Here is a 12,680-nt window from a genome sequence, read left to right as displayed (position 1 = left end):
TGAAATTACAATGCTTGTATTTGTTCAACCAAACCATCCAGATAATATCTAAATGCAAAGTATGCAACCGCTGCTACAACAATGCTTCCCACAAGCAGCCAGGCAGGACGGAGGCTGAATGCTTTTTTCAGCGGCGTTCCCTTTTGATCTATATAAAACAACTTACCGTCTTCCGATACGGCATTGCTTGGAAAGGCGGGTGTGATTTTTTTCAACTGTTCCTGTGCGGTGTGTAATGCATCTTCATCCAGAACATATCGGCCCCTGAAGCCCAAATTAATCACACTCAGATAGGTTTCCGCCACTAAGGGGCTGGCATCCTTGTGGTTTTTACACAAAGATTCGATTCGGTCACACAGGATATCCCCTGCATTATATGATTGGAAAAAACAAACCTGCATAGGGTTTCTTTCCCATACTTCCCTGTCGTTACCTTTCAGCGTGCGCAGTGCAACCTCATCCAAAAGGGCGCATTGTGCATATGAAACTTCTTCAATATCCGCCTCTTTCCATCCAAGCTCAGCTAATTTTGCCTTTAAATCTTGAATCAGATTTTTGCAATGAGCATACCATGATTCGGAATGGTCAGGTGTAAAGCCGGCAGATAATGCGGATACCGCCAAAGCAGTATCTCTCAAAACGGTTCTAATTAAGGGTTGGTTATTCATATTAAATACTCACTACTGCAAATAGGCTTAAATGTAAATCAGAAATAGAGGCCGGAACATAAATGCTGCATACTTGGGACTGCATCATCCTATCAAACGCGACATGCCGTTTATCCAACCTAAAATACACATTGTCCATTCTAAAAGGCAGGCCCGGCGGAGTCTGATGAAGGTGATGTAAAGGTACGCCGACCACTGCCGTATTAATTACCCGCTCCACATCATCGGGCGCACCGATTTTGCTGACCAAAGGCAGCTGTTTTTGCAATTCCAAAAAGTCGACGGAGTCGGAATGGGCGGAAAGATAAAACTCTGCATCAGCATTGATTCGGTCATCAAATATCTGGGCGCGCCAATGCGTCGATTTCAGATGCTCCAGTGACAATTCGATAACAGGGGAAGGAATAACCTCATCCAGCAAATCACGGATTTTTTGTTCCAAACGGTTGAATGTTCCAAACAAATCAAAGTGATCATATGAGTCTATCTCTTTAACGGACTCGTTGGCTCTAAAGGTATACAGCATACCCAGCAGGCGTACCAAAAGTTTATAAAACTCTTCCGGATGCTTCTGCGGGTAGTCATTCAGGTGCTTCAATTCCGGATAAATGGTATTTAAGCCATGCAGAAACCAAAACAGCATCGAATCGGAAACTGAAAAATCAACGACACTTTCGCTCCGAGAGCGGCGGCGGGCAGACAAATTCTCTATACGGGATAATACCATCAAAGTGATGCGGTTAAGACAAGAGAATAAAGTTTCCGATCCTGTTATGGATAACAATGGCGGGATATAGTTTTTAGCCCAAACGAAAGCACCCGTCTCATCTTTCTCTATTGCACCGATAGGACAGGTAATATAGTCGTCATTTTGTTCAAAATCGAAACGAATGGTGAGATTCAATCCCTCCACCGCAAACTCTGTTTCCTCGGTAGAGAAAATATCCTCCACCTTCTCAAAGCTCTTAACAAAGCGCTTGGGCGTATCTTTGGTTTCATCCTCATCTACCAAGTTTGAAACATGCGCCTGATAGACGGGCAGTGCCAACAATACAACATTTCGTTGCTGTAAAGGCAGACCTTCAATATTGCGCACATTGACGTGGCGTCCGCCGGCCTGCAAATCAATTAAGGTGCCATCCGGCAAGCATGCCTGAAGTGTATCTAATTTGATTTTTCCAACTTCTAATGCCTGACGGTCAAATTCACATTGAAAACAGCCCCACCTAAAATCCCCCATCATTCTCATTAACAGGGCATGCATATGATTATTGAATTTGTCTTGTTGTTGAAAATGTTGAGGCGATAGGAGTACCCCCTCTTCCCATAACGGCTTGTGAAATTTCACTGAAAAACCTTTTTCCGGTAAATTTGAATACGATAGACAAGCTATCTGTCTAACATTTATACTAACCAATCAGGATATTTCCTGACCCCATACCTTGCATTTTATTTGAAAAAATGACATAAGTGTCATTTAATCTATCAAAAAAGGATAAATTTCATCGTGAGCAAAAGTTTTCAAAACGAAGTTCCGCCTTCCCGTATCAATATTAAATTGGACTTGCATACCGGCGGCGCACAAAAAAAGGTTGAGTTGCCGCTTAAGCTTTTAGTAACCGGCGATTACAGCAACGGCCAAGATAAACGCGATCTTGCCGAAAAAGAAAAAGTCAATATCAACAAAAACAACTTTGATTCAGTATTATCCGATTTCAATCCTAAAGCCAATCTGACCGTCAAAAACACACTCTCTCCTGCCGGCGGCGAGATGAATGTGAATTTGGATTTCAAATCCATGCGCGACTTCCATCCGGAACAAATTGCCCAGAATGTGCCGGAATTGCGTGCCTTGCTGGCTATGCGCAACCTGCTTCGCGATTTGAAATCCAACTTATTGGACGACTCTGCTTTCCGTCGCGAATTGGAAGCCATTCTGCGTGACGAAAACCTGTCTGCCGAACTGCGCGACCGTCTTGAAAAAATCGCACCTATCAATAATAAGTAATATCAAAGGCCGTCTGAAATACCCGTAAGGATTCAAATATGCAAAAAAGCCAAAAGGCCCAAGCCCAAACTACAGTTATCGAACAAGAAAGCACAAACAGTGTTTATGAAGACCTGTGTAAAAAAATCAATCTGAACGCCGTTGACTCCGTCATCGATATCGAGCAATTCCAAAGTGCCGAGAAAATGTCGGAAGCCTCTGCCGACGAGCGTATCGCCGCAGCCGTCAGCGTCTTCATGAAAATGATCCAAGACTCTTCCCAAAAAGTGGAACGCCTGGACAAAAGCCTGCTCGATTACCACATTGCCCGTATCGACGAACAACTCAGCCGTCAACTGGATGAAATCCTCCATAACGAAGAATTTCAAAAAATCGAATCCGCATGGCGCGGTTTGAAATTCTTGGTCGACCGAACCGACTTCCGTCACAATGTCAAAATTGAAATTCTTGATGTTTCCAAAGAAGATTTGATTCAAGACTTTGAAGATGCGCCTGAAATCGTGCAAAGCGGACTGTACCGCCACACTTACAGTAACGAATACGACACCCCGGGCGGCGAACCTATCGGCGCCGTGATTTCAAACTACGAATTTGACCGCAGCCCTCAAGATATGGCTTTGCTGCGCAATATCTCGCGTGTTTCCGCTTCTGCACATATGCCATTTATCGGCTCGGTCGGTGCATCTTTCTTCGGCAAAGAAAGCATGGAGGAAGTGGCCGCCATCCAAGACTTGGCCAACTATATGGACCGTGCCGAATACATCAAATGGAAAAGCTTCCGCGAAACAGACGATGCACGCTATATCGGCTTGACCCTTCCCCGCTTCCTTGCCCGTCTGCCGTACGGCAGCGATACCGTGCCTGTCCGCAGCTTCAATTACGAAGAACAGGTAAAAGGTACGGAGCATAACCGCTATTTGTGGGCAAATGCATCATTTGCCTTTGCCGCCAATATGGTACGCAGCTTCATCAATAACGGTTGGTGCGTCCAAATTCGCGGCCCGCAGGCCGGCGGTTTGATTGAAGATTTACCTATTCACATGTACGACCTGGGCACCGGCAATCAAATGAAAATCCCGACAGAAGTCCTGATTCCGGAAACCCGCGAATTCGAATTTGCCAACTTGGGCTTTGTTCCGCTGTCTTTCTATAAAAACCGCGATTACGCCTGCTTCTTCTCCGCCAACTCGACTCAGAAACCTGCGTTGTACGAGACCAAGGAAGCAACCGCAAACAGCCGCATTAACGCCCGTTTACCTTACGTCTTCCTGCTTTCCCGTCTGGCACACTACCTCAAACTGATCCAGCGTGAAAACATCGGTACCACCAAAGACCGCCGCATGCTTGAGTTGGAACTGAATAATTGGATCAATACCCTGGTAACGGAAATGACCGACCCGAGCGACGAGCTGCAGGCAACACATCCGTTAAGAGAGGCAAAAGTATTAGTGGAAGATATTGAGGACAACCCGGGCTTCTTCAAAGTCCGCCTGTTTGCCCGCCCGCACTTCCAAATCGAAGGCTTGGATGTCAACTTGTCATTGGTATCTCAAATGCCTAAAGAGAAGAAATAAGCAATTAGGTAAACTTGAAAAATCCTCTTTCCTTTTGGGAAAGAGGATTTCTACTCCTACAAGTAATTATTTCTTTGCCCATAGGTATAAAGAAATTTAGTCAAAATATCCCGTGAAATCTACAATTTTGGAACAATATCCCCTTAACCTAGACTCCTTGGCATAACAAAAATTTGTAATATTTGTGATTATTTTAAACAGGGAATACTCTTCCCAAATACTCTACCTCAAAAGGATAAGACACATGTATGACAACAATTTGCTATAATACAAAACTCATTTCAACCCTCATCCAAAATTCCATTTTCAGACGGCCTTTGTCTGTTTATAAGGCCGTCTGAAATGTTTTCCGTCTATCCTCTTCCGCCGAGCCATGATTCCATCTGATTTCATTGACGAGCTTTTGTCCAAAGTCGATATTGTCGATATTATCGACGAGCAGGTTCCGCTGAAGAAAGGCGGGGCGAACTATATGGCCTGCTGTCCATTTCACAAGGAAAAGACGCCGTCGTTTTCGGTCAGCCCGACTAAGCAATTTTACCATTGCTTCAGTTGCGGGGCGCATGGTTCGGCGATTGGTTTTGTGATGGAACATCAAGGGCTGTCGTTTCCGGAGGCGGTGCAGTTTTTGGCTGATCGCGTCGGCATGACGGTACCTAAAGTTCGTGGGCAGGAAGACAATCCTGAAATCCGTGCCGAACGTAAGAAAAAACAGCAGACTTTGGAAGAAACGACGGCAGCGGCAGCGGATTTTTACGCGCAACAGTTGAAATTTAATCCGGCGGCGAGGGCTTATTTGGACAAACGCGGCTTGAGTGCGGAAGTCATCGCGCATTACGGTTTGGGCTATGCGCCCGACGGTTGGCAACCTTTGGCACAAGTGTTCCAACCCTATCCTAATACTGCGTTGGTGGATACGGGCATGGTCATCGATAACGAAGGCAAACATTACGACCGCTTTCGCCATCGGATTATGTTCCCTATCCGTAATCCGCGTGGGCAGGTCATCGGCTTTGGCGGCCGCGTATTGGACGACTCCAAACCCAAATACCTAAACTCTCCCGATACGCCTTTGTTTGACAAAGGGAAAAACCTTTACGGGCTATATGAAGGGCGTGCTGCCGTAAAAGAGGCAGGACGGATTTTGGTGGTTGAAGGCTACATGGACGTGGTCGCATTGGCGCAGTTCGGCGTCGGCTACGGCGTAGCGGCTTTGGGTACAGCAACCACGGCAGAACACGTCAAAATCCTGATGCGTCAGGCAGACAGTATTTATTTTTGCTTTGATGGCGACAGCGCGGGACGTAAAGCGGCTTGGCGCGCGCTGGAAAATGCGTTGCCGCAATTAAAAGACGATAAATCGCTGCATTTTCTATTCCTACCCGAAGAACACGACCCAGACAGCTACATCCGCGCCTATGGCAAGGCTCAATTTGAAGATGCCTTGTTAAACCAAAGCAAGCCTCTATCCGAATACTTTTGGGAACATCTTTCAGACGGCCTCAACCTCAATACGCAAGAAGGCAAAGCAGAATTGGTCAAAACCAGTTCTCCGCTTTTGGCTCAGATTACTGCGCCGGCATTGGGCTATCTTCTGAAACAAAAACTCAGCGAGCTGGTAGGCATTGATCCGGACAACCTCGCCCAATTACTCGGACAAGAAGCACCAAAATGGCATGTCAAACAAAAAAGTTATAAACTGCCGCCTATTTCTGTCAAACAGCCAACCATGCTGACGCTGGTTCAAAGACAGATACGCAGCCTCTTGATAAATCCGGCTTGGGCTTCATATATAGACCTGCCCGATTATCTGGCTTTAAGCGGCGACTTCGCCTGCCTTGCCAATTTGGCCGAAACCATCAAGCATCACGATACGACTCCTGCAACCGCACAAGTGCTTGAATATATGCGCGGTTCGCCCTATGAGGAAACCGTCAATCAAATCTTTTTATCGACCCTTCATTCTGAAGAAATGGAAGGGGATAACGAAGAAGATTGCGAAAGTTTCCAAATCGGCATGAAAAAGTTGTTAAATGAATTAAAATACAGTCAAATCGAAACTTTAAAGCAAAAAAGTATTCAAACTGGTTTGACCGAAAATGAAAAAAGACTATTGCTGTCGCTTTTGACGGCAAAGCAAAACTAACCCCTCAGGCCGTCTGAACAATCTAAACACACGCTGCGAAGCATGACACGCAGAACACTCCATCCGTAATATTTTCAGACAGCCTCAGAGTATTAAAGTGAAATCTGATTTCACAACAAAAAGCTCTGCTCCGCCTTCAGGTACGGCCACATCACCGTAAACCGTCGGCATCCTATCAACCTAGAGAGCAATCCATGTCTAAAAACCAAAACTACGAAGAATACCAAGACCAAGATGACAACCGTCCCTTGAGTATCGAAGAGCAGCGCGCGCGTCTGCGCCAACTCATTATCATGGGTAAAGAACGCGGCTATATCACTTATTCTGAAATTAACGATGCCCTGCCCGACGATATGTCCGATGCCGAACAAATCGACAATATCGTCAGCATGATTTCCGGCCTGGGTATCCAAGTAACCGAGCAAGCCCCCGATGCTGAAGACATCCTCTTGAGCGACAACGCCGCCGCCATGACCGACGACGATGCCGTTGAAGAAGCCGAAGCAGCACTCTCCAGCGCAGATTCAGAATTCGGCCGCACAACCGACCCTGTGCGTATGTATATGCGTGAAATGGGACAAGTCGATCTGTTGACACGCGAAGACGAAATCATCATTGCCAAAAAAATCGAAAATGCACTGAAAAACATGGTGCAGGCCATTTCTGCCTGCCCGGGTTCGATTGCCGAGATTTTGGCTTTGATTGAACAAGTCCGCAACGACGAAATTCGCGTAGATGAAGTGGTTGAAGCCATCATCGACCCTAATGAAGTTTTGTTAAACGAATTGGGTCTGGGTCATTTGGAAAATACCAAACCTGACGATGAAGAAGGTGAGACTGACAGCGAAGTCGAAGATGACGACGAAGATGACGAAGATGACTCCGGCAGTGATTCCGAAGCCATGTCCGCCGCCCATTTGGCCGAACTGAAACAAAAAGTGTTGGAACATTTTGCCTTTATCGAGAGCGAATACGGCAAAATGATCAAGCAGCTGGAAAAATACGGCAGCCAACACGCCAACTACCTGAAACACCGCGATGCCATTGCCAACAAACTGCTGGAAGTCCGTTTTGCCACACGCCAAATCGAAAATTTGAGCAGCAACCTGCGCAGCCGCGTTGAAAACATCCGCAAACTCGAACGCGAAATCCGCGATATCTGCATCGACCGCGTACGTATGGAACGCGACTACTTCATCGAAAACTTCCTGCCTGCCATTACTGATTTGGAATGGGTTGAAAAAGAAGTAGCCAAAGGCCGAGTATGGGCAAATGCTTTAGATCGTTTCCGCCACGCCATCCTCGAAAAACAAGCCGAGTTGGCCAATATGGAAAGCGAAACCCGCATTTCCATCGAAGAGTTGAAAGAAATCAACAAAAACATGGTGCTGAGCGAAAAAGAAACCTCAGCCGCCAAACAGGAAATGATTCAGGCCAACTTGCGTTTGGTTATTTCCATTGCTAAAAAATACACCAACCGCGGCTTGCAGTTCCTTGATTTGATTCAAGAAGGCAATATCGGCCTGATGAAAGCGGTGGATAAATTCGAATACCGCCGCGGCTATAAGTTCTCGACTTACGCCACATGGTGGATCCGTCAAGCGATTACCCGTTCCATCGCCGACCAAGCGCGTACCATCCGCATTCCGGTTCACATGATTGAAACCATCAACAAAATGAACCGTATCTCGCGCCAATACCTGCAAGAAACCGGTGAGGAACCTGATTCCGCCAAACTGGCCGAGCTGATGGAAATGCCGGAGGACAAAATCCGCAAAATCATGAAAATAGCCAAAGAGCCGATTTCTATGGAAACACCGATTGGCGACGACGACGATTCGCACTTGGGCGACTTCATCGAGGATGCCAACAACGTTGCTCCGGCAGAAGCTGCGATGTACACCAGCCTGCACGAAGTAACCAAAGAAATCCTCGAAAGCCTGACACCGCGCGAAGCCAAAGTGTTACGCATGCGTTTCGGTATCGATATGAATACCGACCACACGCTCGAAGAAGTCGGCAAACAATTTGACGTAACCCGTGAACGTATCCGTCAAATCGAAGCCAAAGCCCTGCGCAAGCTGCGCCACCCTACCCGCAGCGACCGCCTCCGCAGCTTCCTCGACAGCGAAGAAAACAAATCATAAAAGCAAACCGCAGGTTGAAAGACCTGCGGTTTTTATTGGAATACGAAGGCCGTCTGAAAACCAAATCTCAAAAGATTTAATCGCTTCAGACGGCCTTAAATTTATTTTGATAATTTATTCAGCCTCAGTGGTTTTCTTTTTCGGACGGCATCGACGACGTTTGGGTTTGTCGTCAGTTGAGCCACTTTGTTTCTGACGTTTGTACTCATTGGCCGCAGTCATTTGCTGGCGTGCTTCCTCATCGGCATGTTGGAAAGTTGTCCACCAAGAAGCCATCTCTTTATCAACCTCGCCAACCTCGCTACGCAAAATCAGGAAATCATAAGCAGCTCGGAAACGGGCTTGTGATAGCAGACGATATGGGCGTGCGCCGCGCATATTGTCGAATTGCGGCTGAAATTGCCAAATTTCACGCATGGTTGCAGAAAATCGTTGCGGTACGCCCCAACCTTTCTCTACCGTATCGCGCATGGTGTTCATCGCATCCATCAACGCAGGGACAGGTTTTTGACCATGGCTTTGATTGCGTTGCCAAATGGCGTTTAGTGTCGGCCACAATACCGCCGCCAATACAAAACCGACGGAAACGGACTTATCCGCACGAAGGCGCTCATCGGTATTTTTCAAGGCCAACATAATCATACGTTTATCAGCCGCTTCGGCGGTTTTCAAGGCATCTAAAAGCGGATGGATGCCTTCGGGAATACCCAACTCATTTAGCCGTTTCAAACAAGCACGAGAATAACCGGAAAACAGGATTTTCAGAATTTCATCAAATAAACGGGCAACAGGCTCATTTTTCAGACGGCCTGCATATTCGGCAATCGGCAAAGCCGTTTGCTCTTCTACTTCGAAACCCAATTTGCCCGATAAACGTACAGCGCGAAGAATACGGACAGGATCTTCCTGATAGCGTTCGGCAGGATCGCCTATCATCACCAATTTTTTATCAGCAACATCAGCCACGCCCTGATGGAAGTCCCAAATCTCCTCTTTAATCGGGTCGTAATACAGCGCATTACAGGTAAAGTCTCGGCGCATAGCATCTTCTTCAATGCTGCCATAAGTATTGTCCTTCATAATTCGGCCTTGCGCATTTTGCTGAACCTTATCGCCACCGCGGAACGTCGTCACTTCAATGGTTTCAGGGCCAATCATCACATGAACGATTTGGAAGCGTCGGCCGATAATGCGGCTGCGGCGGAATACTTTACGGATTTGCTCCGGCATGGCATCGGTTGCAATATCAAAGTCTTTGGGCTCGACCCCGAGCAACAAATCCCGAACGGCACCACCCACAACATAAGCCTGAAAACCGGCTTCATGCAGGCGTTTGGCAATTTTCTCCGCGGCAAAGCTCAACATATCCGCGCGGATACCGTGTTGCTCAAGCAGGATAATTTCCTTTTCGGGCAACGATTTGACGTGTTTTTTAGGCAACACTTTATGCAGCCATTTTTTTAACATAAGCAGCTCTTTTCACAATAAAAAAGGCCGTCTGAAACTTGTCTGGCTTAAGCCTTTGCGCAATATTCTGCCGCAGAAGGCGCAAAACATTGAGCAAAGGCTTCAGACGGCCTAAAAAAGACGTGCTATTATACCTTATGGAAGTTCGATTAATTAGCGTATTGGCAAAAAATATCGGCTATAATGACGGTCTGACAACGATTCAGGCAGAACATCATGTACCACTACAAATCCGAAGCTACCCAATTCCTCGACAAACTCATGGAAGACAATCCCGAAATGGAAGCGCAACGCCTCGAAAACCGCCATTTGCTGTGGGATGTTACCCTCAATCCGGCCGAACAGGCTGAATTTGAAGCGGCCAAAGTCAACAAAAAACCTTACACCTACTATCAAGACTAATTCCGTATCGGTATGACGACCAACACCCACAATACCGATCCGGCGTTACAGCAGTACCTCAACAGCATCGGTCAATCCGAACATCCCGTTTTGACCGCATTGCGCGAGCGTACCCAATCACATCGTCTGGGAAAGATGGCCATCGCCCGAGAGCAGGCAGCCATGTTGGTGTGGTTGGCCAAATTATTGAATGCCAAAAAATATTTGGAAGTTGGCGTCTTTACTGGTTACAGCAGCACCTCCGTTGCACTTGCCCTCCCCGAAGACGGCAAAATCACGGCTTGCGACATTAATGTAACCTTTACCGATATTGCCCGCGAAACATGGCAGGCAGCAGGCATAGCGCATAAAATCTCGCTTCATCTGCAACCGGCTTTGCTGACTTTGGACGATTTGATTGTGCAAGGCGAATCGGAAAGCTATGACTTGGCACTTATCGATGCCGACAAACCGCCTACGCCAAAATATTTCGAACGCTGTTTGCAACTGGTACGGAGTGGCGGCGTGATTGCCATCGATAATATCTTGTTGGGTGGGCGCGTCATGAATGAAGCTGCCGAAAATGATCCGCCAAGCTTGGATATCCTGCGCCATTTCAACCAAAATCTGCCGCGCGATACACGCATTATTCCCATTACCCTGCCTGTCGGCGACGGTTTGACACTGCTACTAAAAAAATAAAACGACACAATCCGATGAAAACATTATCACATTCCCTGTTTCTTTTGCCGCTTACTCTATTGGCCACATCGTGCGCCGTTTCCCACCCTCTTCAACCAGCCGATAATCCTAACTTCGTCCTGCCGGATATTCCGCGTGAGCCTTTGCCTGAAAAAAGTATTCCCTATCCGCGTTTGGACGCACAAACCCAGATTGACCACTTAGGTATACAAATTGCCCGACTGGAACGCACGGTTGAAGAATTAAATCAACGCTTGCACACATTGGAACAACAACGGACTATCAAACGTCCGACTACTTCTGCTTCCAATCCCAAAGCCCAGCGATTGGACGACCGCAAGCTGAAAATGAACTATTTGGCAAATGGCGGCGGCGTGCCGTCTGAAACAGACTCAGCCGCACAAAACGAATTACGCCTTTATAATCAGGCGCAAAAATACTATCAGCGTAACAACTATTCCGCCGCAGTGGCCATTTTGAAAGAGGCTGACGGCGGCAATGGCAGCGAAATTGCCCGCCGCAATATGTACCTGCTCCTGCAAAGCCAACAACGTCTGGGTAACTGCGAATCCGTTATCGAAATCGGCAACCGCTACGCCAACCGATTCCGTAACAGCCCGCAAGCTCCCGATGCCATGTACAGCATCGGCCAGTGCCAATACAAACTGCAACAAAAAGACATCGCCCGCAGCACATGGCGCAAACTGATACAAAGCTTCCCCAACAGCGAAGCGGCAAAACGTGCTTCCATCAGTCTCAAACAAAGATAAACGTTCAGACGGCCTTGTCATCCCCAAGGCCGTCTGAATATTTTTTTACCCTAATCCATTCAAGCAAAAGGAACTCCTCATGATCCAAGTCGGCATTATTATGGGCAGCAACAGCGATTGGCCGGTGATGCAGCAGGCAGCACAATTTCTCAAAGAATTCGGCGTTGAATACGAAGCGCGTGTCGTCTCTGCACACCGTACGCCTGATTTGATGTTTGAATACGCCGAAACCGCACGCGAACGCGGCATCAAAGCCATCATTGCCGGCGCAGGCGGCGCAGCGCATTTGCCAGGCATGGTTGCAGCCAAAACCACGGTTCCCGTCTTGGGCGTTCCCGTTCCCAGCAAATATCTGCGCGGCGAAGACTCCCTGCTTTCGATTGTGCAAATGCCCAAAGGCGTTCCTGTTGCCACATTTGCCATTGGCGAAGCAGGAGCGGCCAATGCAGCGCTGTTTGCCATTTCACTTTTGGCCAACGAAAATCCTGAATTGGCTGAAAAATTGGCTGCTTTCCGTGCCAAACAAGAACAAACCGTTCTAGCCATGGAATTGCCTGAAGCATAAGGAACAAAGGCCGTCTGAAAGTTGTAAAGAGAAACTTTGATTTTGTTTTACGATTGTTCAGACGGCCTTTTTTCTTTTATCAAATTGAATTAATGCCATGAAAATCCTAGCATTCGTCCTACTCTCCACCCTGCTTTGTTCCTGTCAAAGCCCAAGCACTCCTACTCAATTAACTGCTATTCCATCTCAGCAACAAACCTAAGATACAACCGGCAATCTGATTATCTTCTATGATGCCCAAACTGGTTCTGC

11 protein-coding genes are annotated in these 12,680 nt (G+C 47.2%); 8 read left to right on the top strand and 3 right to left on the bottom strand.

Annotated features, from left to right (window positions below; all coding sequences use genetic code 11):
- Positions 1-5 precede the first annotated feature (5 nt).
- Positions 6-668, bottom strand: a complete 663-nt coding sequence (locus KCG54_RS04940) for a DotU family type IV/VI secretion system protein (protein WP_101756361.1) — start codon at positions 666-668, stop codon at positions 6-8.
- Between the two features lies 1 nt (position 669).
- The gene (gene tssK, locus KCG54_RS04935) at positions 670-2,016 is read right to left on the bottom strand and encodes a type VI secretion system baseplate subunit TssK (protein ID WP_254324102.1); all 1,347 of its coding nucleotides are present in this window, start codon (positions 2,014-2,016) and stop codon (positions 670-672) included.
- Positions 2,017-2,175: 159 nt separating this feature from the next.
- Here tssK and tssB point away from each other — a divergent pair, with 159 nt between their 5' ends.
- The 4 genes from tssB (at position 2,176) to rpoD (ending at position 8,543) form a co-directional block, all read left to right on the top strand.
- Positions 2,176-2,676, top strand: a complete 501-nt coding sequence (gene tssB / locus KCG54_RS04930) for a type VI secretion system contractile sheath small subunit (protein WP_049332195.1) — start codon at positions 2,176-2,178, stop codon at positions 2,674-2,676.
- A 38-nt stretch (positions 2,677-2,714) separates the two neighbouring features.
- Positions 2,715-4,250, top strand: a complete 1,536-nt coding sequence (gene tssC / locus KCG54_RS04925; protein ID WP_128580714.1) for a type VI secretion system contractile sheath large subunit — start codon at positions 2,715-2,717, stop codon at positions 4,248-4,250.
- A gap of 373 nt (positions 4,251-4,623) precedes the next feature.
- Complete coding sequence (dnaG, locus tag KCG54_RS04920) at positions 4,624-6,396, top strand: DNA primase (RefSeq protein WP_254324831.1); 1,773 nt, start codon at positions 4,624-4,626, stop codon at positions 6,394-6,396.
- 194 nt (positions 6,397-6,590) lie between these two features.
- The gene (rpoD, locus tag KCG54_RS04915; protein ID WP_254324830.1) at positions 6,591-8,543 is read left to right on the top strand and encodes an RNA polymerase sigma factor RpoD; all 1,953 of its coding nucleotides are present in this window, start codon (positions 6,591-6,593) and stop codon (positions 8,541-8,543) included.
- A gap of 114 nt (positions 8,544-8,657) precedes the next feature.
- Here rpoD and KCG54_RS04910 read toward each other — a convergent pair whose 3' ends face one another.
- Positions 8,658-10,010 (bottom strand): polynucleotide adenylyltransferase PcnB, encoded by a 1,353-nt coding sequence (locus KCG54_RS04910; RefSeq protein WP_254324829.1) that lies wholly within the window; start codon positions 10,008-10,010, stop codon positions 8,658-8,660.
- A 216-nt stretch (positions 10,011-10,226) separates the two neighbouring features.
- On the opposite strand from KCG54_RS04910, the gene KCG54_RS04905 reads away from it, so the two are divergent.
- From KCG54_RS04905 to purE, 4 genes are all read left to right on the top strand, one after another.
- Entirely contained in the window at positions 10,227-10,412 is a 186-nt protein-coding gene (locus KCG54_RS04905) for a DUF3460 family protein (RefSeq protein WP_070461836.1), read from the top strand.
- A gap of 12 nt (positions 10,413-10,424) precedes the next feature.
- Complete coding sequence (locus tag KCG54_RS04900; protein WP_254324828.1) at positions 10,425-11,093, top strand: class I SAM-dependent methyltransferase; 669 nt, start codon at positions 10,425-10,427, stop codon at positions 11,091-11,093.
- A gap of 14 nt (positions 11,094-11,107) precedes the next feature.
- Positions 11,108-11,863: a tetratricopeptide repeat protein gene (locus KCG54_RS04895; protein ID WP_004520309.1), complete on the top strand. Its 756-nt coding sequence runs from the start codon at positions 11,108-11,110 to the stop codon at positions 11,861-11,863.
- Positions 11,864-11,942: 79 nt separating this feature from the next.
- The gene (gene purE, locus KCG54_RS04890; RefSeq protein WP_003686478.1) at positions 11,943-12,428 is read left to right on the top strand and encodes a 5-(carboxyamino)imidazole ribonucleotide mutase; all 486 of its coding nucleotides are present in this window, start codon (positions 11,943-11,945) and stop codon (positions 12,426-12,428) included.
- Positions 12,429-12,680: the final 252 nt, after the last annotated feature.

It is taken from the genome of Neisseria subflava (genome assembly GCF_024205705.1).
Classification (GTDB): Bacteria; Pseudomonadota; Gammaproteobacteria; order Burkholderiales; family Neisseriaceae; genus Neisseria; species Neisseria subflava_D.
The sequence above is the reverse complement of the archived record's forward strand: the minus strand, read 5'-3'. Positions and strand labels throughout refer to the sequence as shown.